Source organism: Haemophilus haemolyticus, from assembly GCF_001008205.1.
In the GTDB taxonomy this organism is placed as follows: Bacteria; Pseudomonadota; Gammaproteobacteria; order Enterobacterales; family Pasteurellaceae; genus Haemophilus; species Haemophilus haemolyticus_Q.
On record NZ_LCTK01000032.1, the window covers coordinates 21,966 to 46,320 of the forward strand.

At 38.1% G+C, this 24,355-nt stretch carries 21 protein-coding genes, 1 tRNA gene and 1 pseudogene; 14 read left to right on the forward strand and 9 right to left on the reverse strand.

Going from position 1 to position 24,355, the window contains the following annotated elements; translation table 11 throughout:
- The 4 genes and pseudogenes from uvrC to AAX18_RS09025 form a co-directional block, all read left to right on the forward strand.
- Complete coding sequence (gene uvrC, locus AAX18_RS07455) at positions 1-1,830, forward strand: excinuclease ABC subunit UvrC (RefSeq protein ID WP_046953435.1); 1,830 nt, start codon at positions 1-3, stop codon at positions 1,828-1,830.
- Positions 1,831-1,927: 97 nt separating this feature from the next.
- The gene (locus AAX18_RS07460) at positions 1,928-2,641 is read left to right on the forward strand and encodes a TerC family protein (protein ID WP_046953436.1); all 714 of its coding nucleotides are present in this window, start codon (positions 1,928-1,930) and stop codon (positions 2,639-2,641) included.
- A 174-nt stretch (positions 2,642-2,815) separates the two neighbouring features.
- Positions 2,816-5,104: a bifunctional glutamate--cysteine ligase GshA/glutathione synthetase GshB gene (gshAB, locus tag AAX18_RS07465; RefSeq protein WP_046953437.1), complete on the forward strand. Its 2,289-nt coding sequence runs from the start codon at positions 2,816-2,818 to the stop codon at positions 5,102-5,104.
- Positions 5,105-5,562: 458 nt separating this feature from the next.
- Positions 5,563-5,858 (forward strand): annotated as a pseudogene (locus tag AAX18_RS09025) (IS3 family transposase); the annotation flags it as partial.
- Between the two features lie 47 nt (positions 5,859-5,905).
- Here the strand turns inward: AAX18_RS09025 and AAX18_RS07475 are convergent.
- Positions 5,906-6,232, reverse strand: coding sequence for a zinc ribbon domain-containing protein YjdM (locus AAX18_RS07475; protein ID WP_046953438.1), 327 nt, complete (start codon positions 6,230-6,232; stop codon positions 5,906-5,908).
- A gap of 103 nt (positions 6,233-6,335) precedes the next feature.
- On the opposite strand from AAX18_RS07475, the gene AAX18_RS07480 reads away from it, so the two are divergent.
- Positions 6,336-6,890 (forward strand): YtfJ family protein, encoded by a 555-nt coding sequence (locus AAX18_RS07480; RefSeq protein WP_046953439.1) that lies wholly within the window; start codon positions 6,336-6,338, stop codon positions 6,888-6,890.
- Positions 6,891-6,946: 56 nt separating this feature from the next.
- Here AAX18_RS07480 and AAX18_RS07485 read toward each other — a convergent pair.
- Positions 6,947-7,036 (reverse strand) — tRNA-Ser (locus AAX18_RS07485).
- 180 nt (positions 7,037-7,216) lie between these two features.
- On the opposite strand from AAX18_RS07485, the gene AAX18_RS07490 reads away from it, so the two are divergent.
- The 5 genes from AAX18_RS07490 to AAX18_RS07510 are packed head-to-tail and all read left to right on the forward strand — an operon-like array spanning position 7,217 to position 11,315.
- Positions 7,217-7,879 (forward strand): Bax inhibitor-1/YccA family membrane protein, encoded by a 663-nt coding sequence (locus tag AAX18_RS07490; protein ID WP_005635459.1) that lies wholly within the window; start codon positions 7,217-7,219, stop codon positions 7,877-7,879.
- A gap of 60 nt (positions 7,880-7,939) precedes the next feature.
- Positions 7,940-9,004, forward strand: coding sequence for a YcjF family protein (locus AAX18_RS07495; protein ID WP_046953440.1), 1,065 nt, complete (start codon positions 7,940-7,942; stop codon positions 9,002-9,004).
- Positions 9,004-9,678, forward strand: coding sequence for a TIGR01621 family pseudouridine synthase (locus AAX18_RS07500; protein ID WP_046953441.1), 675 nt, complete (start codon positions 9,004-9,006; stop codon positions 9,676-9,678). The genes AAX18_RS07495 and AAX18_RS07500 overlap by 1 nt, the downstream gene beginning before the upstream one ends.
- A 47-nt stretch (positions 9,679-9,725) precedes the next feature.
- A complete protein-coding gene (gene xthA, locus AAX18_RS07505; RefSeq protein WP_046953442.1) occupies positions 9,726-10,529 on the forward strand; it encodes an exodeoxyribonuclease III in 804 nt (267 codons plus the stop codon).
- A gap of 9 nt (positions 10,530-10,538) precedes the next feature.
- Complete coding sequence (locus AAX18_RS07510) at positions 10,539-11,315, forward strand: TIGR01619 family protein (RefSeq protein ID WP_046953443.1); 777 nt, start codon at positions 10,539-10,541, stop codon at positions 11,313-11,315.
- A 53-nt stretch (positions 11,316-11,368) separates the two neighbouring features.
- Here AAX18_RS07510 and mreD read toward each other — a convergent pair whose 3' ends face one another.
- From mreD to AAX18_RS07530, 4 genes are all read right to left on the reverse strand, one after another.
- Positions 11,369-11,857, reverse strand: coding sequence for a rod shape-determining protein MreD (mreD, locus tag AAX18_RS07515; RefSeq protein ID WP_046953444.1), 489 nt, complete (start codon positions 11,855-11,857; stop codon positions 11,369-11,371).
- The gene (gene mreC, locus AAX18_RS07520) at positions 11,857-12,912 is read right to left on the reverse strand and encodes a rod shape-determining protein MreC (RefSeq protein WP_046953445.1); all 1,056 of its coding nucleotides are present in this window, start codon (positions 12,910-12,912) and stop codon (positions 11,857-11,859) included. The genes mreD and mreC overlap by 1 nt, the downstream gene beginning before the upstream one ends.
- Positions 12,913-12,991: 79 nt before the next feature.
- Positions 12,992-14,047 carry a rod shape-determining protein gene (locus AAX18_RS07525; RefSeq protein WP_005629101.1) on the reverse strand — a complete coding sequence of 352 codons (1,056 nt, stop codon included), beginning with the start codon at positions 14,045-14,047 and terminating at the stop codon, positions 12,992-12,994.
- A gap of 134 nt (positions 14,048-14,181) precedes the next feature.
- Positions 14,182-15,960 (reverse strand): ABC transporter ATP-binding protein/permease, encoded by a 1,779-nt coding sequence (locus AAX18_RS07530; protein ID WP_046953446.1) that lies wholly within the window; start codon positions 15,958-15,960, stop codon positions 14,182-14,184.
- Positions 15,961-16,165: 205 nt separating this feature from the next.
- Here AAX18_RS07530 and AAX18_RS07535 point away from each other — a divergent pair, with 205 nt between their 5' ends.
- On the forward strand, positions 16,166-17,821 hold the full coding sequence (locus AAX18_RS07535) for a putative transporter (RefSeq protein WP_046953447.1): 1,656 nt from the start codon (positions 16,166-16,168) through the stop codon (positions 17,819-17,821).
- Between the two features lie 272 nt (positions 17,822-18,093).
- Here AAX18_RS07535 and ribA read toward each other — a convergent pair whose 3' ends face one another.
- Positions 18,094-18,744 carry a GTP cyclohydrolase II gene (ribA, locus tag AAX18_RS07540; RefSeq protein WP_005629111.1) on the reverse strand — a complete coding sequence of 217 codons (651 nt, stop codon included), beginning with the start codon at positions 18,742-18,744 and terminating at the stop codon, positions 18,094-18,096.
- 69 nt (positions 18,745-18,813) lie between these two features.
- Between ribA and AAX18_RS07545 the strand changes: the two genes are divergently transcribed.
- From AAX18_RS07545 to AAX18_RS07555, 3 genes are all read left to right on the forward strand, one after another.
- Positions 18,814-19,539 carry a phosphatase PAP2 family protein gene (locus AAX18_RS07545; protein WP_005629113.1) on the forward strand — a complete coding sequence of 242 codons (726 nt, stop codon included), beginning with the start codon at positions 18,814-18,816 and terminating at the stop codon, positions 19,537-19,539.
- 62 nt (positions 19,540-19,601) lie between these two features.
- A complete protein-coding gene (gene nagK / locus AAX18_RS07550) occupies positions 19,602-20,516 on the forward strand; it encodes an N-acetylglucosamine kinase (RefSeq protein WP_046953448.1) in 915 nt (304 codons plus the stop codon).
- Between the two features lie 183 nt (positions 20,517-20,699).
- A complete protein-coding gene (locus AAX18_RS07555; RefSeq protein ID WP_046953449.1) occupies positions 20,700-22,139 on the forward strand; it encodes an alanine/glycine:cation symporter family protein in 1,440 nt (479 codons plus the stop codon).
- 185 nt (positions 22,140-22,324) lie between these two features.
- Here the strand turns inward: AAX18_RS07555 and fghA are convergent, their stop codons facing one another.
- Both fghA and AAX18_RS07565 read right to left on the reverse strand, forming a co-directional pair.
- Positions 22,325-23,152, reverse strand: coding sequence for an S-formylglutathione hydrolase (gene fghA, locus AAX18_RS07560; RefSeq protein WP_046953450.1), 828 nt, complete (start codon positions 23,150-23,152; stop codon positions 22,325-22,327).
- Positions 23,153-23,160: 8 nt separating this feature from the next.
- Positions 23,161-24,297: an S-(hydroxymethyl)glutathione dehydrogenase/class III alcohol dehydrogenase gene (locus AAX18_RS07565; RefSeq protein ID WP_005629122.1), complete on the reverse strand. Its 1,137-nt coding sequence runs from the start codon at positions 24,295-24,297 to the stop codon at positions 23,161-23,163.
- Between the last annotated feature and the right edge of the window lie 58 nt (positions 24,298-24,355).

Consider the following 24,355-nt stretch of genomic DNA (forward strand, 5'->3'; position numbering starts at 1 on the left):
ATGTTTGATGCTAAAAAGTTCTTAGCGGATGTCTCTCACGAACCAGGTGTTTATCGTATGTATGACGATAAAGATCAGGTTATTTATGTTGGGAAAGCAAAGGATCTAAAAAAACGTCTTTCAAGCTATTTTCGTAAAAATCTGAGCAGTAAAAAAACAGAGGCGTTGGTGGCATCAATTCATCATATTGACACCACGCTAACTTCATCTGAAACGGAAGCTTTACTGCTAGAGCATAATTTTATCAAGCTTTATCAACCTCGTTATAATGTGTTATTGCGAGATGATAAATCCTATCCATTTATTTTATTAACCAAAGAACGTCATCCAAGAATCACTTCCTATCGTGGGTCTAAAAAATTTGCGGGTGAATATTTCGGGCCTTATCCTCACGCCGGAGCCGTGCGTGAAACGTTATCGCTTTTGCAAAAACTTTTCCCTGTTCGTCAATGTGAAAATTCCGTTTATTCCAATCGCTCTCGTCCTTGTTTGCAATATCAAATTGGGCGTTGTTCCGCACCTTGTGTACAGGGATATGTTTCTGATGAAGAATATAATCAGCAAGTTGAATTAGCGCGCTTATTTTTACAAGGCAAAGATCAACAGGTGTTAGATTATTTAATCGGTAAAATGGAGCAGGCAAGCAGAAATTTAGATTTTGAACAGGCTGCTCGTTATCGCGATCAAATTCAGGCGGTGCGTTCGGTTATTGAAAAACAATTTGTATCCAATGAGCGTTTAGATGATATGGATATTATGTCCATCGCTTACCAACACGGTTTAGCCTGTGTACAAGTGATGTTTATTCGTCAAGGAAAAGTGCTCGGCAATCGCAGTTACTTCCCAAAAGTACCCGCCAATACGGATTTATCAGAACTTACCGAAACTTTTGTGGGGCAATTTTATTTACAAGGTCATCAAGGACGAAGTATCCCGAATAGCATTATTGTCGATCGTCAATTAGCTGAAAAATCAGAGCTTGAGCAACTTCTTACTGATCAAGCGGGCAGAAAAGTGACGATTCAAGAAAGCGTAAAAGGCGATAAGAGTAAATATTTACAGCTCGCACAAGTTAATGCCAAAGCGGCTTTAAATGTACAACTTAAACAATCTTCACGAATGTCAGAGCGTTATCAAGCGTTGTGTGATCTGTTAAATCTTCCTGAAATTAAGCGTATGGAATGTTTCGATATAAGCCACACGATGGGAAATCAAACGGTGGCATCTTGTGTTGTCTTTAATCAAGAAGGTCCAATGAAATCTGATTATCGTCGTTTTAATATTGAAGGGATTACTGGCGGGGATGATTATGCTGCGATGGAACAAGCGTTGCAGAAACGTTATGAGCGTGATTTAGAAGAAGATAAAATTCCCGATATTATTTTTATTGATGGTGGAAAAGGGCAATTAAATCGTGCATTGAATGTATTCCAACATCTTCAAGTAAAATGGGATAAAAATAGACCGCACTTAATTGGCGTGGCAAAAGGTGTGGATCGTCGAGCAGGGCAGGAAGTACTGATCATCAGCAAACAAGACCGCGAAATTCATTTACCTGATGATAGTTTGGCATTGCATTTGATTCAACACATCCGTGATGAAAGCCATAATCACGCAATAAGCGGGCACCGTAAAAAACGTCAAAAAGCCTTTACACAAAGTGGTTTAGAAACCATTGAAGGTGTGGGCGCTAAACGTCGTCAGGCTTTACTGAAATATCTTGGTGGTTTACAAGGTGTGAAAAAGGCGACCTTAGATGAAATAGCCTCTGTACCTGGGATTTCCCTTAAACTTGCCGAAACGATTTTTGAAACGCTCAGAAACGATTAATCAATTATCTCTTAAATGTAAATAACGATTGCTTTTCATCATAAAGCCATTATGATCCGCACTTTCGGATTTATTTAACTTTATTATAGGAAAAATTATGTTTGAATGGATTACTGATCCTGAAGCGTGGATATCACTTGCGACACTTGCTGCTTTGGAGATCGTTTTAGGGGTCGATAATATTATTTTTATTAGTATCCTAGTTGGGCGTTTACCTGAAAGCCAACGCCAGTCTGGTCGTATTGTTGGACTTGGTTTAGCAATGCTGACAAGAATTTTACTTTTAATGTCACTTGCTTGGATGATGAAGCTTACCGCACCGTTATTTACTGTGTTTAATCAAGAAATTTCTGGGCGTGATTTGATTTTATTAATCGGTGGTTTATTCCTGATTGTAAAAAGTTTAGGCGAAATTAAAGAAGCAATCAATCATCAAGAACACCATGAATCTGAAAGCAAAAACAAAGTGAGTTATCTTGGTGTATTAATTCAAATTGCAGTGCTAGATATTGTGTTTTCTTTAGATTCCGTGATTACTGCAGTAGGTATGGCAAGCCACCTTCCTGTTATGATTTTGGCGATTATTATTGCCGTTGGCGTGATGATGTTTGCAGCAAAACCAATCGGCGATTTCGTAGATACGCATCCAACCTTGAAAATTCTAGCTTTAGCCTTCTTGGTTTTAGTGGGAATTAGTTTAATTGCAGAAAGTTTAGATATTCACATCCCGAAAGGTTACATCTATTTTGCAATGGGATTCTCTGTTGTGGTCGAAATGATCAATATTCGAATGAGAAAACGGATTAAATAGAAGATTAAAAATAATTTAAGGGCTGAGTTCTGTGATTTGAGGAACTTGGCCCTTTTAGTTTATTTAGTTAATCTTTATATAACTAAATTATCTATTCAGTTCCATTTCAACATAAATGGGACTCTTTTAGTATGGTATTATTTCAATAAAAGTTTTTATTTGAAAGGGGACATAATGAAATTACAACGATGGGTTAAACAATATCAACTAGGTTTACTTTTTCAGCAGGGTCAATTTGGTTTAGAAAAGGAAAGTCAACGTATTGACGATAAGGGGAATATTGTGACGACCCCCCATCCACGAGTATTTGGTAACCGTTCTTATCATCCCTATATTCAAACAGATTTTGCCGAGAGTCAGCTTGAGTTGATTACGCCACCAAATGCTAAACTGGAAGATAGCCTACGTTGGCTTTCTGCAATTCATGAGGTGGTGCAGCGTTCTTTACCTGAAAATGAATATATTTTCCCATTTAGTATGCCTGCGGGATTACCACCAGAAAATGAGATTCAAGAGGCGCAGCTTGATAAACAGGAAGATGTGGAATATCGAGAGCATCTGTCTAAACAATATGGCAAATACAAGCAAATGGTAAGTGGAATTCATTACAATTTCCAGTTGTCACCTGAATTTGTGAAAGCTGTATTCCTGTTGCAAGATGAATATGTTCATCTTAAAGATTTTCAGAATGCTTTATATATGAAATTGGCTAATAATTTTCTACGCTATCAGTGGATCTTAGTTTATTTACTTGCAGCAAGTCCTATAGTGGAAGCAAATTATTTTTCTCGAAATGGCGTACTGAATTTTCCTTTGAAAGAGGGGCAGTTAGTACGTAGTTTACGTTCTAGTCCCTATGGTTACGTTAATTCATCTAATGTTGTGGTGAATCATGATAACCTTGAAAATTATGTAGAAACATTAGAGTTTCAAGTTAAATCTGGTCATTTGATTGCAGAAAAAGAATTTTATTCTAATGTTCGTTTACGAGGTTCGAAAAAAGCTCGTGAATTGCTAGAAAAAGGCGTTCAGTATGCAGAATTTCGTTTGTTTGATTTGAATCCACTTGAACCATATGGTATCAGTCTAGATGATGCAAAATTTATTCATACTTTCTTATTAGGAATGTTATGGCTTGATGAGACAAGTGGTCAAAAAGAAGTAGAGCTTGGTAAACAAAGATTATATCAAGTATCCCTTGAAGATCCTCGTGAGCAAACAGCATTTCGAGAAGAGGGGGAAGCAATATTGCGCCAAATTATTGATATGTTGAAAATTATCAATGCAGATGAAAGATCGGTTAAAATTTCGGAAGAAAAATTGGTGCAATTGGCAGAGCCAAGTCTAACAGTAAATGGAAAATTGCTTGAAGCGATTGAGCAGGAGGGAAGTTATAAAGCCTTGGGGATAAAACTTGCGAAGCTATATAAATCTCAAGCTTTTAAACGTTTTTATGCTTTATCTGCATTTGATAATATGGAGCTTTCCACTCAAGCTTTACTATTTGATTTGATTCAAAAAGGTGTTACAACTGAAATTCTAGATGAGAATGATCAATTTCTTGCACTTAAATTTGGTGAACACTTTGAATATGTTAAAAACGGTAATATGACTAGCCATGATCAATATATCTCTCCATTGATTATGGAAAATAAAGTAGTGACGAAGAAAGTATTATCAAAGGCTGGTTTTAATGTACCAAAAAGCTTGGAATTTACATCGATTGAACAAGCTGTTGCACATTATGCTTTATTTGAAGGGCGCGCTGTCGTTATTAAGCCAAAATCCACAAATTATGGTTTAGGCATCACAATTTTCAAACAGGGTGTGGCACATAGAGATGATTTTGTCAAAGCGATTGAGATTGCTTTTCGCGAAGATAAAGAAGTGATGGTTGAAGATTATTTAGTTGGTACAGAATATCGCTTCTTTGTTTTGGGGGATGAAACGCTTGCAGTGTTGTTGCGTGTACCTGCAAATGTTATTGGTGATGGAAAGAACACGGTGCGTGAATTGGTCGAGATAAAAAATGCAGATCCTTTACGGGGAGATGGTTCTCGTTCACCTCTCAAAAAGATCGCTTTAGGTGACATAGAATTATTACAGTTAAAAGAACAAGGATTAACACCTGATAGTGTACCTCAGGATGGTCAAATTGTGCAGTTACGTGCTAATTCTAATATCAGTACAGGTGGTGATTCTATTGATATGACTGATAAAATGCATGAGAGTTATAAACAGATTGCTGTAGGGGTTGCTCGTGCGATGGGGGCTAAAGTTTGCGGGGTTGATTTAATTATTCCTGATTTAACAAAACAAGCTGAACCATCCTTAAATTCCTGGGGAGTAATTGAAGCTAATTTTAATCCAATGATGATGATGCATATTTTCCCTTATCAAGGTAAATCAAGAAGATTGACTAAGAACGTCATTAAAATGTTGTTTCCAAATATAGAAATGTAGTATCAACTTAAGTTAAGAGATAAGAAATGATCTGTACCCCAAGAGTTGGATTAAACAAACTAACAATTGAGGTGCAGATTTTATTATGGGTAAACACTACACAATCGAATTTAAATTACAGCTTCTCCAATCTATTCTGAATTGAAAAATGATTATCAGAGAAGCGGCTCATTTTTATAATATTCCCTCAGATACATTAGTTGGAACCTAGTTGAAACGCATTGAAAAAATAGCATAAATAGGCTGATTCCTTGTAATCCATTAGAACGACCCTCTATGAAATAAATATGCCCAAATGCCTCCTTCTAAAACGGAAGAAGACCGCTTACGTTTGATAATTTTACAGCTTGAAGCGGAGGTAGCTTATTTAAAGGAGTTGAGAATGCTCCGACTTTAGAACTAAACCGAACAACGGAAATTATCCAAACGCCAAAGGATTAAACAAAGCTTTTGGTGCCATTTTACATTCAGCCCAAGGCTGTCAGTATCAAATGGTGATTTATCGTCGAATTTTGGCTGAACATGGTATCATTCAAAGTAGGTCGAGAAAAGGGAGCTGCTTCTTGGATAATGTTGCGATGGAAAGTTTCTTTGGGCGATTAAAACCGGAATGTTTTTATGGCCTGGAATTTACAGTAGAGAAGAGATAGTTGATGCCGTCAGGGATTATTTGGATTACTATAATCATCGACGGATTAAACTAAAATTAAAAGGACTGAGTCCAATACAATATCGAAAACAATCCTTTAAATAACAGTCTAACTTTTTGGGGTCAGATCATTTAGACCGCATTTTTTTCGATTAAGCTTTTTTCAAAAACTCAGATTTCAACATGATTTTGCCGCAATCGACGTTATGATCGCCATTTACTAAGCGGATGTTTTTGAATTTTGTACCTTTTTTCAATACTTCTGATGAACCTTTTAATTTTAAATCTTTAATCAAAAGTACATCGTCGCCATCTGCAAGCAAATTCCCATTGCTGTCTTTTACGATTAGTTTATCGTCATCTGATTCTTGAATTTCATTATTGTCCCATTCATTACCGCAATCAGGGCAAACAAAATTAATTGAATCGTGGTAAACGTATTCACTTTGACATTTTGGGCAATTAGGCATTTGATCCATTGGGTTTTCCTTCTTGATTACATATAATAGGCGCGCGAGTATAGCAAAAAAGATGTCTTTCGCCAAAGCGTGAAAGTATTTGATAAATTTTTGAGGAAAATGTATGAAGAAACAAATTCTTGCCTTAGTTTGTGGCGTGATGTTTAGTAGCTCAACTTGGGCTCACAATTTGCAATTAGAGCAATCTTTACCATCGGTCAAAGTGAGTGAGTATGGTGAAATTGTACTTTCTGGAAAAGATACCGCGTTTCAACCTTGGGGGGCTGCGGGGTTAGCGGGTAAAGTGCGTGTTGTACATCATTTAGCGGGTAGAACTGCAGCAAAAGAGAAAAATCAGCCAATGATTGATGCTATAAAAGCATCTCATTTTAATCCTGCAAAATACCAAACAACGACCATTATTAATGCTGATGATGCGATTGTTGGTACAGGTATGTTTGTAAAAAATGGTGCACAAAAAGGAAAACAGCAAAATCCACATAGCCAAGTTGTATTAGATGATAAAAGTGCGGTGAAAAATGCTTGGGGATTAAATCCTAAAGATAGCGCAATTATCGTGTTAGATAAAATGGGAAAAATCAAATTTGTGAAAGAAGGAAAATTGTCTGATAGCGATATTCAGGCTGTTATTTCACTGGTGAATGGATTAACCAAATAATCTAATAAAAAGTAAAAATCCCTAAGCCTTTCGACTTAGGGATTTTTTAATTCTTATGGCGGAGGAATAGGGATTCGAACCCTAGGAGGGCGTAAACCCTCGCCGGTTTTCAAGACCGGTGCCTTCAACCACTCGACCATTCCTCCGTGATTGATGGGCGTAGTATAATGAATATTTTATTGATGTAAACAGAAATCTCATGATTTAAGTTTAGGTGATGATAATTTATTCATTTTGATGAAATTAATTCTATCAATACCATTGACTTTTTTACCCCTAGCCCTTACTTTACTGGAGACTTTTTACTTATTTTACAAGGAGCTTTTATGCAATCACGTCTTATTGTGGATGCTCAGCAGGAATCACTACTCAGTACACATAAAGTTTTGCGTAACACGTATTTTTTATTGGGATTAACAATGGCATTTTCAGCGGTTGTTGCGTTTATTTCAATGAGTTTAAACTTGCCATATCCAAATATTATTGTGTTATTAGTGGGGTTTTATGGCTTACTTTTCTTAACAAATAAATTAGCTGATCGTCCTGCTGGTATTTTGGCAGCCTTTGCGTTCACAGGATTTATGGGATACACCATCGGGCCAATTTTAAATATGTATGTGGCACGTGGAATGGAAGATTTGATTATGCTTGCATTCGCAGGAACTGCAATTGTGTTCTTCGCATGTTCAGCCTATGTGTTAACTACGAAAAAAGATATGTCATTCTTATCAAGCGCAATGTTCGCATTATTTATTGTGCTATTGCTTGGTATGGTGGCAAGTTTCTTCTTCCAAATTCCTGCGTTATCAGTCGCAATTAGTGCATTATTTGTAGTCTTCTCTACAATGACTATTTTGTATGAAACGAGTAATATCATTCATGGTGGTGAAACGAATTACATTCGCGCAACCGTGAATATTTATGTTTCAATCTACAATTTATTCTTGAGTTTATTAAGATTACTTTCTATCTTCTCAAGCGATGAATAATGATTGAATTTTGACATTGTGACCCCACTTTTCAGTGGGGTTATTTTTTTGGAATAGGCAATGGAAAAACAAATTTTTGAACATGCAGTCAACGTTGAGGAAGAACAATATCAGCCTAAGCAAGAATTTCATCATGTAGAAACAAAGCTGGATGAACCCTTGGAAGGGGAATTACTTGATTCTCAACTTGAACAGGCATTGAAACCAAAATCAGGTTTTGGAAAAACTTTATTAAAATTTACCGCACTTTTATTTGGTGCAGCGACAGTTGCGCAATCCGTGCAGTGGATTTGGGATAGCTATCAACAACATCAATGGATTTATCTTGCTTTTGCTTTAGTCAGTTTAATTGTCATTTTATTGGGTATTAAAGAGATTATTGGTGAGTGGAGACGTTTAGTTCGTTTAAAAAAACGTGAGCAATTGCAACAACAAAGTCAGCAGCTCTGGTTGGAAAGTACGGTAAAAAATGGTGATGTTTTTTCCGTTCATAACGTAGAAAAAAGTAAAGTTCTTTGCTTAGATATTGCAAAATCGCTACGTTTGGAAAATGATTCTCCAGCGGTAATTCAATGGCAACACCAATTAAATGAAGCTTATTCAGCGCAAGAAATTACTCATTTATTTAGTCGTAATGTTTTGTCTACTTTTGATGCACAAGCTAAAAAATTGATTAGTAAAATGGCTGCTGAATCAGCTGTGATTGTCACGATTAGTCCACTTGCTATAGTGGATATGTTTTTTATTGCGTGGAGAAATCTTCGATTAATGAATAAGATTGCTGACATTTATGGGATTGAATTAGGGTATTTTTCGCGTATTCGATTGTTAAGAATAGTATTGGTCAATATTGCTTTTGCTGGGGCAACCGAAGTGGCACAAGATATTGGAATGGATTGGCTTTCTCAAGATGTAACAGCAAAGCTTTCTGCGCGTATAGCTCAAGGAATCGGTGTGGGATTGCTTACTGCTAGATTAGGCGTGAAAGCAATGGAGCTTTGTCGCCCATTAGCATTTCAATTAAATGAAAAACCAAAGCTTTCCCATATTCAACAGGAATTACTTAGCTCGGTGAAAGATATTGTTCTCGGTAAAAATAAGATTTACAAAAAGGAGCAAGTCTGATGAAAATCGAGGTTGTTTATCAACATAGCGATTTTATTATTATCAATAAGCCTGAAGGTATTAGTGTTCACAAAGATCAAGAAGAACAAGGTTTAACAGAACTTGTTGCAAAACAACTCAATATGCCTCAAGTATGGCTGGTTCATCGCTTGGATAAAGTGACGTCGGGGCTATTAATTTTGGCGCTGAATGCTGAAAGTGCGGCTGAATTTTCACGACTTTTTTCTGAACGCAAAATTCATAAAACTTACTTGGCATTAAGTAACCAAAAGCCTAAAAAGAAACAAGGTTTGGTTGTTGGGGATATGAAGAAAGCTCGAGATTGCGCGTGGAAACTTTGTCAAACAAAAGAAAATCCCGCAATTACACGTTTTGAAAGTGTAAGCTGTGAGCCTAATTTACGTTTATTTATTTTAAAACCACAAACGGGAAAAACGCATCAATTACGTGTTACGATGAAAAGTTTAGGTAGTCCGATTTTAGGCGATGGACTTTATGCTAAAAACACTGAAAAAATTGACCGCACTTATTTACATGCTGCCCAATTGGAATTTGATTATTTGAATGATTTTATTTCGGTAACTTGTTTACCCTCTCAAGGTCAATTTTGGATTAAATCCAGTGTGTTTGAGCAAATTAAGGCTTATCTGGTAAAGCCGTTTTTATCAAAATAGAAATCTCTGTATAATAAAGAAAATTTTACTCTTTAATAGGAACAAAAATGAAATTTATCTCTTTTAATATAAATGGTTTACGTGCTCGACCACATCAACTTGAAGCCATTATTGAAAGATATCAGCCAGATGTAATCGGCTTGCAAGAAATTAAAGTCGCTGATGAGGCTTTTCCTTATGAAATTACAGAAAATTTAGGTTATCACGTATTTCATCACGGACAGAAAGGTCACTATGGCGTAGCATTATTGACTAAACAAGAACCTAAAGCAGTTCGTCGTGGTTTTCCAACAGACAATGAAGATGCGCAAAAACGCATTATTATGGTTGATCTTGAAACTGAATTTGGTTTACTGACTGTAATTAATGGCTATTTTCCTCAAGGGGAAAGCCGTGCGCACGAGACTAAATTTCCAGCTAAAGAGAAATTTTATGCAGATCTTCAACAGTATTTAGAAAAAGAACACGACAAATCGAATCCTATTTTAATTATGGGTGATATGAATATTAGCCCAAGTGATTTAGATATTGGTATCGGAGATGAAAATCGTAAACGTTGGTTACGCACAGGGAAATGTTCTTTCTTACCAGAAGAAAGAGAGTGGTATCAACGTTTGTATGATTATGGATTAGAAGATAGTTTCCGTAAGCTGAACCCAACAGCAAATGATAAATTCTCGTGGTTTGATTACCGTTCTAAAGGTTTTGATGATAATCGAGGTTTACGAATTGATCATATTTTAGTAAGCCCAAAATTGGCTGAACGCTGTGTCGATGTGGGCATTGCACTAGATATTCGAGCAATGGAAAAACCTTCTGATCACGCACCGATTTGGGCTGAATTTAAATAGGAAAGCGAAATGGATATGGCAAATTGGCAGAATTATCGTTCTACCGTGAATGGTATGCCTGCCGTGTTTACCGCAAATATTGAAGATGTTGAAAAATATCACGGCAAAGATCTTGATAAAATAGTGCAATTCACAATCGCTTATAAAGCAGATGATGAAACTGGTTTGCCCTCAGAAGTTGAATACGATAAGTTAATTAATCGTGTATTTAAAATTCTGGCGCAATTAACCGCACTTCCGAATGTATTTTTTGCGGGACATTTTATTTGTAATTCCCAAGCGAAAATGCATTTTTATTGTGAGCATGAAAATCTTGTAGTAGAAACCTTACAACAAATTGATTTTGTTAAAGATATTAATGTACAAAAGGATTTAAGTTGGGATACTTATTTTGACTTTTTGCTCGCTTCATCATTAGAGATTAAGTTAAATGCAACGGAAGAGTTGCTTGATTTATTGAAAAATAAAGGTCGTGATTTAAGTGATACCTATCTGGTGGAACATAGTTTTCATTTTGATGAAGAAGAGAAAATGTTCCCTTTTATGGATGAACTTAGTTTAGGGGATTATTCTTTTACGACATTACAATATTCCGCACAAGCTATTCAGTTTAATGAAGATGATGAACCTTATTTCTTGGTGAAATTAGAGCAAGAAATTTCATTAGATAATGGTGAAATTTTTGAACAAGTAGAACGGTTTGAAAAACTGGCTGGACAATTTGCGGGAGAGTATATCGGCTGGGAATGTGATTCTTTGATGGATGCTAATAATCAGTTGAATTAGTTTTTTAGATACTTGTAAGTCATAAAAAAAAGAGAGATATTTATCTCTCTTTTTTAATGTAATTTAACTTTTCGGCGCATTTTACGCATTAATAAAAATACCCATGGCCATAGTATTCCCGACGCTAAAGCCCCAAAGATTTCTTGCCAGTTAAAAAATGCGGTATGCAGGGAGAATTCGACTAAGAAAATAGCTAATCTGACAATAAACACAAACGCAATCACTAAAAGGCTTTGAAACCAAAGCGATAAATTTCTGAGTACGAGATAGTTTTTTGCCACAAAATAAATTGTCACAGAAAGGACTAAAGCATGAATGCCTAATGTGGAACCTAGGATTAAATCCCATACAAGTCCTAATAAAAATGCCCATCCAATACTGATTTTATTTGGAATAGCCAGAACCCAGTAAAGTAAAACGAGAACTAACCAAGCAGGCTTAAATGCTTGAAAACCAAGCGGCCAGGGTGCAAGTTCTAGCACTAATGCCACCACAAAGAAACTCAAAATAGTGAGCCATTGTAAAATAAAGCGAGTTTGCATTAATCTTCTTCCCTATGTTCTTGTTGTTCTGACGGTACAGCTTCTTCATTTTGCGGTGCGTCGGTCGGAATTTCAGGTTCAACCGTTGATTTATCCTTATTTTCTTGAAGATTATCGTCTGTTAACGGGGCTTTTTTTACTTTGTAATCAGTTTCATTCGCTTGGCTTTCTAAACGTTTTTGCACTAAATTACGCACTTCTTCTGGAGACATAGATTTTACTTTAGACATATCTAAATTGCTTGGCCAAAGCAGCAATACATAGCGTAAGCGTTCAAGGGCAGCTAGAGGTTTAGCTTTGACAGTTGCAAAGTAATTGGAACCATCGCGTGAAACATTTTGTACAACAGCTACTGGATAGCCTTCAAGGAAACGACCACCAAGACCAGACGTTACAAGTAAGTCGCCTTTTTCGATATCCACAGAACGAGGTACATTATCAAGAGTTAGCTCATCAGTATGCCCTGTACCACTTGCAATGACGCGAACATCGTTACGTAGAACTTGTACTGGAATAGAATGGGTGACATCAGTTAAGAGTAATACTCGGCTCGTGTTCTCCCCCACAGAAATAATTTGACCAATAACGCCTTTTTCATCAATTACAGGCTGGCCTACATATGCACCGTCTTTTTCCCCTTGGTTAATAACAATTTGTTGACGATAAATATCTGTTTCTGCAGTTAAAATTTCTGCAATCTTTTTGTATTCATCTGTGCGTAAAGGGGAGTTTAATAATAAACGTAAACGCTGATTCTCGACTTTGAGTTGATCTAGTAAAAGTAAATCTGCATTTTTTTCACGTAATTGTTCGCGTAATACTTTATTTTCGATTTGTAATTTACTGGTATCTACTAAATTATCAGATACCCCATCTAATACTGTACGAGGGCTATTGGCAAGATAATAGAGGCCACCCACTGCAGTTTCCATGGCGCTGCGAGCTTTAGTCATTGAATTAGTTTGACCATCAGCTAAGATTAAAGAAAGGGAAGCTGCTACAGCTAATAATAATCGAATGCCAAGCGGGGGGGCTTTACCGAAAATAGGCTTCATTAAGCGTCCTACATTGAGATAAAAAGATTAAAAGGAAAAGTGCGGTCATTTTAACCGCACTTTTTATTTTTGTTCTAAATTAAATTTCGTCACTAAAAATGTCGCCACCGTGCATATCGATCATTTCTAATGCCTCACCGCCACCGCGAGCAACACAGGTTAATGGATCTTCTGCGATAATTACTGGAACGCCAGACTCTTTAGAGAGAAGCGTATCAATATTACGCAATAGTGCACCACCACCAGTTAACACCATACCTCGTTCAAAAATATCAGCAGCGTGTTCTGGTTGACATTCTTCGAGTGCAGTTCGAACAGCCGCAACAATACCATTTAATGGCTGTTGGATAGCTTCTAAAACATCGCGTGAGGTTAAGGTGAATGAACGAGGTGCCCCTTCAGCAAGGTTATGACCATGCACTTCCATTTCTTTAATTTCATCACCTTCTTGAATGTAGGCTGTACCGATTTCTTGTTTGATTCGTTCTGCTGTTGGCTCACCAATAACAGAACCAAAAGTACGGCGAACATAAGAAATAATCGCTTCATCAAAACGGTCACCGCCGATACGAACTGAAGAAGAATATACGATACCGTTTAAAGAAATTACAGCGACTTCAGTTGTCCCGCCACCGATGTCAATTACCATCGAACCAACTGCAGTAGAAACAGGTAATTTAGCGCCGATTGCAGCTGCCATTGGTTCTTCAATTAAATATACTTCACGCGCACCAGCACCGATTGCGGATTCTTTAATTGCACGACGTTCTACTTGTGTTGCACCAGCAGGCACACAGACGAGTACACGAGGGCTTGGACGCATAAAATTACCGCTGTGAACTTGTTTAATAAAGTATTGCAACATTTTTTCTGTAACAAAGAAATCTGCGATTACGCCATCTTTCATTGGGCGAATTGCAGCGATGCTTTTGGGTGTACGTCCAAGCATTAATTTTGCTTCTTTACCTACAGCAGCGATGCTTTTTAGTGAACCAACGCGATCTTGTCGAATGGCAACAACGGAAGGTTCATCTAAGACAATACCTTGACTTTTTACGTAAATTAACGTGTTTGCAGTACCTAAGTCGATAGAAAGATCGTTTGAAAAAAGTCCACGAATTTTTTTAAATAACATAATTATCCTATTCTAAAATCAGAGTTAATTTTGCTTGGCTGAAAAAGTGAAATTATCCCATCGCCAAGCACGCAAAAAAATTGTGCTAAATGTACCAAAAAATGTGTTGAAATTACAGTTGTTTTTCGTGTTTTTTACATTAGTTGCCACTGGCCTTTATCTTGTAGAGTCAGTTGTTTCTGATGTAAAGTTTTCAGTGTTGAACGGTGGCCAACACTGATTAGCGTGGTTTTTGGTAGCTCTTGTTTTAATAGTTGATACATCGCAAATTCTAAACCTTCATCCATGCTCGCTGTGGCTTCATCTAAGAAGGCTACGGCAGGTTTGTGTAGAATCAAACGAGCAAATGCTAAACGCTGTTGTTCACCAAGCGAAAGAATACGCGTCCAGTCTTGTTCTTTTTCTAATTGTTCAGCCAGATGTCCTAGTTGCACTTTATTTAATATTTCTACCGCTTGCGTATGTGAAATATTGTCGGGCTTATTGGGATAAGTTAATGCTGAAATCAAATTTCCTTGTGGCAAATAGGGTTTTTGCGATAAGAAAAGCTGACTATTTATTGGACAAATTACTTCACCTTCTGCGTAGCTCCAAAGTCCAGCGATTGTTCGTAAAAGTGTCGTTTTCCCTGCACCCGATTTTCCTTGAATGAGTAAACTTGTTCCTAGCGGTAGCGTAATGTTGAGATTTTCTATCAGTGTGTGACCTAATGGATTTTTAACACTTAAGTTTTTAAAAATAACATCTGTAGGGTGATTGTGGATTTGTGCTTGCGATTCATGATTCACCATTTCAATGGCATAGCTGAAACCGGTTAAACGATCGAGCGTCGCTTTATACCCAGCAAAACTATCGTAAGTATTACGGAAAAATGAAAGATTGCTGTGCAATTTTCCAAATACTTGTAAAGTTTGCATTAAATCACCGAGTTTTATTTGTTTTTCAAAGTAACGCCCAACTTGAATTAACAATGGGAAAACGACAGAAACTTGACTTACAACTAAGTTAAATCCTGAAAATTTTAGCGTTCTAAATACGATTACCCACATGTTATGGATGACAGCATTGAATTGTTGGTAAAGCTGATTTTTTTCTACTTTTTCACCTGCATAAAAAGCAATGCTTTCGGCATATTCTTTTATGCGAATTAAAGAATAACGGTAGTTTGCGTTTAAGCGTTCATTAATAAAATTCAACGATATTAATGGGCGACCGAGCCAAAATGCAATGAGGGTAGTGAAAATGACATAGCCAAACACTAAGAACACCATCATATGTGGAATTTCCACGCCAAGTACCATCATTGGACCCGCTAATCCCCATAACAAAATCGTGTAAGAGATCATAGAGGTGACCGCATCAATGACTCCAGTGCTTAAAGAAAGCGTGGTTTTTACATAAGATTGGACATCTTGTTGAATACGTTGATCGGGGTTATCTAGATTTTCTGATAAATACTGGGTTTTGTAATAGGCTCGGTGTGCCATCCATTTATCAACAAGCTGTTCGTTAAGCCACTCAATCCAGTTGATGACGAAACGTTGCTCTAAATAATAGCTTACTAATGCTGCTGAAACAGAACTTGCGGCAATGACGCAGAACAAGCCCATTTGTTGCCAAAATACAGGTTCATTAAATTCTTGCAATGATGTGTACATATTTTTGTACCACTCAGAATGTACAAGGCTGATACGTACGCTGAGTAATGTCATTGCAACAATAAGCAGAAAGAATAGGATAGGTTTTATGCTGCGTTTAGGTGAAAGATAGCCACCTGCAAACATCCAAAATTGTTTTCCCCATTGGGTAAAACATACCAAAAGAAAAATGCCAAAACTAAAGACGACAGAGGTGATGGCTAACGTTTGTAAAATCCAAATAAGAGAAGTAATGGCTTCTTGGCCGTAATCCATAAATATTCCATCCGAGATAAAAGTGCGGTGAAAAATAACCGCACTTTTTGTAAAAGGGTCAAAAATTTTCGGTATTGTAGAGTCTATGCTCAATTTCGCAAGAAAAAATGTGACGAACGTAGCATTTTTTGAGTTTGGTTAAGGTTTTCAAAAAACAACTTGGATATAATCCGAAGGAGTTAGATTTCATTTTTAAGGGGTCAATATGAGTGATATTGCAATCACGATTAGTCTTCTTGCCCTTGTTGCCGTAATTGGTTTATGGATCGGGCATTGGAAGATCCGAGGAGTTGGACTTGGCATCGGTGGTGTGCTATTTGGTGGCATTATTGTGGCTCATTTCACCAATCAATATGGATTGCAATTAGATGCGCGTACGTTGCATTTTGTGCAGGAGTTTGGCTTGATTCTGTTCGTTTATACGATTGGGATTCAGGTTGGACCTGGCTTTTTTGCATCTTTAAGAAAATCAGGTTTAAAGCTCAATGCTTTTGCCATTTTAATCGTTGTACTCGGTTCTGTTGCTGCGGTAATAGTGCATAAGGTTGCGGATGTTCCGTTAGATATTGCACTTGGTATTTATGCTGGAGCGGTAACTAACACGCCAGCCCTTGGTGCTGGTCAGCAAATTTTGACTGAACTTGGCGTGCAACAAACTACAGTGACAATGGGGATGTCTTATGCGATGGCTTATCCATTCGGGATTTGTGGTATTTTGCTTGCAATGTGGTTAATCCGCTTATTTTTTAAAGTAAAAGTGGACGATGAAGCCGCTCGTTTTAATGCAGAGAGTGGTCAAGATAAGGAAAGTTTACATAATATTTCTTTAAAAGTGACCAACCAAAATTTAGATGGTTTGATGCTGATTGAAGTGCCAGGATTTAGTGATGAGGAAGTGGTTTGCTCTCGCCTAAAACGCGAGGACATGGAAATTGTTCCAAAGGCTAGCACAGAAATTCGTATCAATGATATTTTACAATTAGTCGGCGATGATACCGCTCTATCCAAAATGCGCTTGATTATTGGTCATGAGGTAGATGCGCCAACATCCTCTTATAGTGGAGAGATTCGTGCCGAACGTGTAGTGGTTACTAATGAAAAAGTCTTGGGTAAAAAGATCCGCACTTTGGGTATTCATCAAAAATATGGTGTGGTGATCTCTCGCTTGAATCGTGCCGGTATTGAATTAGTGCCAACAGCGAATACAACCTTGCAGTTTGGTGACGTACTTCATATGGTGGGGCATACCGATGTGCTAAACAAAGCGATTTCCGTAATTGGTAACGCACAACAAAAATTGCTTCAAGTGCAGATGTTACCTGTGTTTATCGGTATTGGTTTAGGTGTGCTTGTTGGTTCGATTCCATTCTATATTCCCGGTTTCCCTGTCGCGTTAAAATTAGGACTTGCTGGTGGGCCATTGGTGGTTGCGTTGATTTTAGCGAGAATTGGTACGATTGGTAAACTTTACTGGTTTATGCCACCTAGTGCTAACTTGGCATTGCGCGAAATAGGGATTGTTCTTTTCTTGGCTGTGGTAGGTTTAAAATCAGGCGGAAGTTTCTTTGACACCTTATTGAATGGCTCAGGCCTTGAATGGATGGGATACGGTATTTTTATCACCTTTATTCCATTAATGATTACCGGTATTTTGGCTCGTCTATATGGTAAACTGAATTACCTTACAATATGTGGTTTACTTGCCGGTTCAATGACAGATCCTCCAGCTTTAGCATTTGCTAATGAAATTAAAGAAGATAATGGTGCTGCAGCACTTTCTTATGCAACAGTGTATCCATTGGTGATGTTCTTGCGGATAATGTCGCCACAGTTATTGGCTGTGTTATTGTGGGCCGCGTAGATGGTTTTTATTTAATAGAAAATACTGAATGCAAGAATAATTCATATAAATAACGTTAGCGTTTATTTTTATAATTAACTTTAGGTTCATTCTTAGTTAAGAATATGATCCATTTAATACATAAGATTTATTCTTTTTATCTTAATATGTATTAATGGATCGTATCTTTTAGTTACTAGAAAGTTCTAAATAAAAATCCTTAATTGAGACTTCTAAAGGTTATATCAATCTGGAAGGTTAGTTTCAGTTAATTTTTTATATATTAAGAAGTATCAAATAATCTCTTCCTGGCAATGTGGGCAAGTCATTAAATGTTGTTCATCATTGTTATGCACAATGTAATGCCCCATTTTTTTCGCTTTAGTATCAAGATATTTTGTGTTGTAGCGGTTTTCGCCAACATTAAGCGGAACTCTCTCAACCACATTGATACCTGCTTTTTTCATGGTTTCTACTTTTTCTGGATTGTTGGTCATCAAGCGAACTTTTTTGACACCAAGTAGCTCGAACATATCGGCACAGACCTCAAAGTTACGTTCATCTGCTTTGAAACCTAAAGCAAGATTGGCTTCAATGGTATCCATTCCCTTATCTTGTAAAGAATACGCACGGATTTTATTAATCAAACCAATTCCGCGGCCTTCTTCACGATGATAAATTAAGACGCCACGTCCTTCTTCTTGAATTTGTTTCAATGCTGTCGCCAGTTGGAACCCACAATCGCATTTTAAGCTGTGAAGTGCATCGCCAGTTAAACATTCAGAATGGATACGTGCTAACACAGGTTCATCTGCATTAGAAATATCACCCATCACTAAGGCTACATGTTCTTTTTTTGTATCTGGAAATTCAAATCCCACCATTTTAAAAATGCCGTATTCAGTAGGTAAATTAGCTTGGGCAACTAGCTGAATTTTTGCCATAAAGTGATCCTTATTCGTAGTCATTTCTGTTAGAATGCGCGCGTTATTTTTTATTATCAAGGGGCGAGCATGTTTAAAAGACTGTCATTATATACGTTATTACTTTGTCTTGTACCATTTTTTATTTGGGGTATTTCCTATCAGTGGCATGGCAATAGCCAATTAACTGAAGCTGATTATTGGCTTTATTTGCTCACTGAAACGGGTAGCGTACCTTATGCGTTGATCACCTGTGTGTTGTTTACATTTTTGTTCGCGTTTTTATTTAAAAATCCAAAACAATGGCTATTAGGCGTAATTGTGATGGGGATTTCAGTTATTGCAACTCAAGCCGCAAAAACAGGGGCTAAAGCATTATTTGAAGAACCTCGTCCATTCACCGTTTATCTGGCTGAGCAAACTCATTCAACGCCTGAAAACTTTTATAAAAATGACCGCACTTTGCGTGCTGAAATAGCTAAGGATTTTTATGCGATGGATGCCATCACACCAGCTTGGTTAGTTCATCATTATGAAAATGAAACGGGGTATTCATTCCCCTCTGGACATACAATTTTTGCGGCAACTTGGCTTATGCTTGCTGTTGGCTTTACCCAATTATTGGGTAACCGTTCTTTTAAAGCAAAATTGCTGGTGGTGGGTATTGCGGCGTGGGGCTTGTTGATGTTGATTAGCCGTGTGCGATTAGGCATGCATTACCCAATTGATTTATTGGTAGCGACATTACTGGCATGGTTGATTAATAGCATTATTTTTGCCTTTTTGAAGAAAAAGGCGATCTTCGTCATAAAATAATGATTTAAGTGCGGTTAAAATTTTGGCTAATTTTAACCGCACTTCTTTATAAGGGGTAGATTATGTATTATGGTTTAGATATTGGTGGCACGAAAATAGAGCTTGCCGTATTCAATGAAAAATTAGAAAAATTATATTCTGAACGGGTGCCAACACCTAAAAACGACTATGAAGAATGGCTTAACACGATTGTAGATTTAGTGAATCGTGCTGATGAAAAGTTTGGTGAAGTGGGCACCGTAGGTTTGGGCGTACCTGGTTTTGTTAATCAACAAACTGGATTAGCCGAAATTACCAATATTCGTGTGGCAGATAATAAACCAATTTTACGCGATCTGTCTGCGCGTTTAGGCCGAGAAGTGCGGGCTGAAAATGACGCAAATTGTTTTGCGTTATCTGAAGCGTGGGATACGGAAAATCAGCAATATCCGACTGTACTTGGTTTAATTCTTGGGACTGGTTTTGGTGGTGGCTTTGTCTTAAACGGTAAAGTTCATTCAGGTCAAGTAGGAATGGCGGGAGAGCTTGGTCATTTACAACTAAATTATCATGCCTTGAAATTATTGGGATGGGATAAAGCCCCAATTTATCAATGTGGTTGTGGCAACAAGGCTTGTTTGGATAATTATCTGTCAGGTCGCGGTTTTGAAATGCTTTATCGAGATTTGAAAGGCGAAACATTATCCGCTCGTGAAATTATTGATTTGTTCTATCAAGGCTATGAAAGTGCGGTAGATTTTGTGAATCTTTTTGTTGAATTAGCGGCGATTTCTATTGGCAATATTATTACGGCATTTGATCCTCATATGATTGTGTTAGGTGGTGGATTATCTAATTTTGATTACCTTTATGAGGCTTTACCAAAAGCACTCCCGCCTCATTTGATGCGGACAGCAAAAGTTCCGCCAATTAAAAAAGCGAAACATGGCGATTCCGGTGGTGTGCGTGGTGCGGCAGCGTTGTTTTTAACCAAATAATTCAGCAAACTAGTGGGGCGTGTTTAAATAATACGCCCTTTATTTTGAAAAATATTTAGAATATTCTAAATTTATTAGATTTTTTCTTGTTTGTATTTCTTTTCTTTAGAGAAATTATTAAAAAATCTCGCCTTTTCATTGAAAACCCATACAATCAAATTATTTATCGCTTGAGGGATGATTATGGAATTTGAATTTTCAAAAATGTTAGAAGAAGTGCTAACTTGGATAGTCGCACACCTTGATGGACCTTTATGGGATGCCACAATTATTATTTTGCTTGGGACGGGTCTATTTTTTACCATTACAACAGGATTTGTACAGTTCCGTTTATTCCCAGCAAGCCTTCGTGAAATGTGGTTTGGTCGTGCGGTGGAGGGGAGTTCGTTAACACCTTTCCAAGCGTTTACGACAGGTCTTGCGAGCCGCGTTGGTGTAGGTAACATTGGTGGGGTTGCAACGGCAATCGCCTTAGGAGGCGAAGGCGCAGTGTTTTGGATGTGGGTAACGGCATTTATTGGTATGTCGAGTGCTTTCGCTGAATCCACTCTTGCTCAATTATTTAAAATTCAAGATAAAGATGGCTCATTCCGTGGTGGCCCCGCTTATTATATTGTGCAAGGTTTAAAATCACGCTGTATGGCAGTGGCTTTTGCGCTTGCATTAATTTTTACATTTGGTTTTGCCTTTAATTCTGTACAAGCGAACTCCATTGTGGAAGCAACGAGCAATGCGTGGAATTGGAAAGGAGAATATGTCGGTATTTCATTAGTAATTTTGACCGCACTTATTATTTTCGGTGGTGTTAAGCGTATTGCGGTTATTTCGAGTAGTCTTGTGCCAATGATGGCGCTTTTCTATTTGATTATGGCTGTGATTATTCTTGGCATGCATATTGATATGATTCCTTCTGTGATTCATCGTATCATTCAAAGTGCATTTAGTGTTGACGCTGCCGCTGGCGGAATGTTTGGTGCGCTGGTATCAAAAGCAATGATGATGGGAATTAAACGCGGATTATTCTCTAACGAGGCTGGGATGGGTTCTGCGCCTAATGCAGCGGCTGCTGCTCATGTTAAACATCCTGTTAGTCAAGGCTTAGTACAGATGTTGGGTGTGTTTGTTGATACCATGATTGTTTGTTCTTGTACTGCCGTGATTATTTTGCTTTCAAATAATTATGGTAGCGAAACGCTAAAAAGTATTTCACTTACGCAAAATGCCTTGCAATATCACATAGGTGAATTTGGGGTGCATTTCCTAGCGTTTATCTTATTGTTATTTGCTTATTCTTCTATTATTGGTAACTATGCTTATGCGGAAAGTAATATCCGTTTTATCAAGAATAAACCTTGGTTTGTATTTTTGTTCCGTTTAATGGTGCTATTCTTCGTGTATTTTGGTTCGGTTCGTTCAGGCAATGTAGTGTGGAATTTCGCAGATACGGTAATGGCAGTCATGGCAATTATTAACTTGATCGCAATTTTGATGTTGTCGCCAATCGTATGGAAATTGATGAAGGATTATCAACGCCAGCTTAAAGAAGGAAAAACGCCAGAGTTTAAAATTGACGAACACCCTGAATTACGTAAGAAAATATTTGATTCCCGTATTTGGAAATAAAGATAAAATGGCTAGAAAGAGATCATCTACCTTTCCAAAAAGTTAGATTCTTATTTAAAGAAATGTTTTGATATTGTTTCAGGCTTGGTTCCTCTAGTTCAGACGGAATAAACTTTTGCCGGCACATCTTTACCGCCCTCGTGCCGGCTATCCCAAACAGCTTTGAAAATTGTCCACTCTTTGGCTTACTTCAAAAATGCCGCATGATAGGCAATATGCTCATCAATAAAACTGGCGATGAAGTAATAGCTATGATCGTAGCCTTTGTGGAAGCGCACATCGGCCGGTTGATTTGCCGCACGACAGGTTTCAATAAAATCTTCGGTACGCAATTGTGTTGGCAAAAATTCATCTTCCAAGCCCTGATCAATGCGCATGCCTTGCACTTTACAGCCTTGTTGAATGAGCGAACTGGCATCATATTGCTGCCATTTTTCACGATCTTCCCCTAAATAAGCAGTAAAGGATTTTTCTCCCCAAGGCACGAGGCTTGGCGATAAAATAGGCGAAAAGGCAGAAACACTTTGATAACGTTCTTGGTTTCGTAGTGCTAATACCAATGCACCGTGTCCGCCCATTGAATGTCCCATAATGGAACATTTGCCGTTGGTAGGGAAATTTGCTTCAATCAGATCAGGCAATTCATTCAAAATATAATCATACATTTGATAATTCGTCGCCCAAGGTTGCTCGGTCGCATTAAGATAAAAGCCCGCACCTTGCCCTAAATCGTAAGCTGCATCGTTCGGCACTTGCTCTCCGCGAGGGCTGGTATCAGGGGCAACCACAATCACTTGATGTTCTGCTGCATAACGCTGAAAGCCTGATTTAGTAATGAAATTTTGTTCCGTACAAGTCAAGCCGGAAAGCCAATAAATCACACCAAGCGGTCGATTTTCCGGATTATTTGGCAAATAGACGGCAAATTTCATTTCGCATTGAAGCGTTTGGGCATCATGTGCCCAAACTTGCTGCAAACCGCCAAAAATTTGATGTTGTTCAATAAGTTTCATAGCGTACCTTAGTAATGAATAACCGTGCGGATCGATTTACCTTCGTGCATTAACTCAAAGGCTTCATTGATTTGATCGAGTGTCATTGTGTGAGTCACAAACGGTTCTAACTGGATGTCACCTTTCATTGAATCTTCCACCATTTTCGGCAGTTCAGAGCGGCCTTTCACGCCACCAAATGCGGAGCCTTTCCAAACACGACCTGTGACCAACTGGAACGGACGCGTTGAAATTTCTTGTCCTGCACCCGCTACGCCGATGATAATGGATTGTCCCCAACCACGGTGTGCACTTTCTAATGCTTGACGCATTACGTTTACGTTACCGATACATTCAAAGGTGTGGTCAATGCCCCACTTGTTGATGTCTAACAACACATCTTTGATCGGTTTATCGTAATCGTTCGGGTTCAAACAATCCGTTGCACCAAACTGTTTTGCCAACTCGAATTTTGCAGGATTAGTATCAATGGCGATAATACGACCCGCTTTGGCTTGACGTGCACCTTGCACCACAGCTAAACCAATTGCCCCTAAGCCAAACACGGCAACAGAGTCGCCTTCTTGTACTTTTGCTGTGTTATGTACCGCACCAATACCTGTGGTAACACCACAGCCGAGTAAACATACTTGTTCGTGGTTCGCTTCTGGATTGATTTTTGCCAGTGACACTTCTGCAACAACAGAATATTCACTGAAGGTTGAACAGCCCATATAGTGATAGATAGGCTGACCTTGATAAGAAAAACGTGTCGTGCCATCTGGCATTAAGCCTTTACCTTGTGTATCACGCACTGAGACGCACAAGTTAGTTTTACCTGAACGACAAAACTCACATTCGCTACATTCTGCGGTGTAAAGCGGAATAACGTGATCACCTGGTTTTACGCTTAACACACCTTCGCCCACGGCGACAACTACACCGGCACCTTCGTGCCCAAGCACTACTGGGAATACGCCTTCAGGATCGCTTCCTGATAACGTAAATGCATCAGTATGGCACACGCCAGTGTGAGTGTTACGGATTAGCACCTCGCCTTTGCGTGGCATTTCTACGTCGATTTCTACAATTTGTAAGGGTTGATTTGGGGCGAATGCTACCGCCGCACGAGATTTGATTGTTGAATTGATTTGTTTAATTTCCATTGTTCTTCCTCTTAATTCATTGACAAAGTTGCCTTGCCTAAGCAAGATAGCAACAGTT

Excerpts from the sequence above, each read along its gene's own strand:
- AAX18_RS07545 (WP_005629113.1), top strand. The coding sequence starts at position 18,814 with ATGTTTAAAAGACTGTCATTATATACGTTATTACTTTGTCTTGTACCA.
- mreD (WP_046953444.1), bottom strand. The coding sequence starts at position 11,857 with ATGCAAACTCGCTTTATTTTACAATGGCTCACTATTTTGAGTTTCTTT.
- ribA (WP_005629111.1), bottom strand. The coding sequence starts at position 18,744 with ATGGCAAAAATTCAGCTAGTTGCCCAAGCTAATTTACCTACTGAATAC.
- AAX18_RS07475 (WP_046953438.1), bottom strand. The coding sequence starts at position 6,232 with ATGGATCAAATGCCTAATTGCCCAAAATGTCAAAGTGAATACGTTTAC.
- AAX18_RS07555 (WP_046953449.1), top strand. The coding sequence starts at position 20,700 with ATGGAATTTGAATTTTCAAAAATGTTAGAAGAAGTGCTAACTTGGATA.
- AAX18_RS07530 (WP_046953446.1), bottom strand. The coding sequence starts at position 15,960 with ATGGATTACGGCCAAGAAGCCATTACTTCTCTTATTTGGATTTTACAA.
- AAX18_RS07495 (WP_046953440.1), top strand. The coding sequence starts at position 7,940 with ATGGAAAAACAAATTTTTGAACATGCAGTCAACGTTGAGGAAGAACAA.
- AAX18_RS07510 (WP_046953443.1), top strand. The coding sequence starts at position 10,539 with ATGGATATGGCAAATTGGCAGAATTATCGTTCTACCGTGAATGGTATG.
- AAX18_RS07480 (WP_046953439.1), top strand. The coding sequence starts at position 6,336 with ATGAAGAAACAAATTCTTGCCTTAGTTTGTGGCGTGATGTTTAGTAGC.
- xthA (WP_046953442.1), top strand. The coding sequence starts at position 9,726 with ATGAAATTTATCTCTTTTAATATAAATGGTTTACGTGCTCGACCACAT.
- AAX18_RS07500 (WP_046953441.1), top strand. The coding sequence starts at position 9,004 with ATGAAAATCGAGGTTGTTTATCAACATAGCGATTTTATTATTATCAAT.
- uvrC (WP_046953435.1), top strand. The coding sequence starts at position 1 with ATGTTTGATGCTAAAAAGTTCTTAGCGGATGTCTCTCACGAACCAGGT.
- AAX18_RS07490 (WP_005635459.1), top strand. The coding sequence starts at position 7,217 with ATGCAATCACGTCTTATTGTGGATGCTCAGCAGGAATCACTACTCAGT.
- nagK (WP_046953448.1), top strand. The coding sequence starts at position 19,602 with ATGTATTATGGTTTAGATATTGGTGGCACGAAAATAGAGCTTGCCGTA.
- AAX18_RS07460 (WP_046953436.1), top strand. The coding sequence starts at position 1,928 with ATGTTTGAATGGATTACTGATCCTGAAGCGTGGATATCACTTGCGACA.
- AAX18_RS07525 (WP_005629101.1), bottom strand. The coding sequence starts at position 14,047 with ATGTTATTTAAAAAAATTCGTGGACTTTTTTCAAACGATCTTTCTATC.
- gshAB (WP_046953437.1), top strand. The coding sequence starts at position 2,816 with ATGAAATTACAACGATGGGTTAAACAATATCAACTAGGTTTACTTTTT.
- AAX18_RS07565 (WP_005629122.1), bottom strand. The coding sequence starts at position 24,297 with ATGGAAATTAAACAAATCAATTCAACAATCAAATCTCGTGCGGCGGTA.
- AAX18_RS07535 (WP_046953447.1), top strand. The coding sequence starts at position 16,166 with ATGAGTGATATTGCAATCACGATTAGTCTTCTTGCCCTTGTTGCCGTA.
- mreC (WP_046953445.1), bottom strand. The coding sequence starts at position 12,912 with ATGAAGCCTATTTTCGGTAAAGCCCCCCCGCTTGGCATTCGATTATTA.
- fghA (WP_046953450.1), bottom strand. The coding sequence starts at position 23,152 with ATGAAACTTATTGAACAACATCAAATTTTTGGCGGTTTGCAGCAAGTT.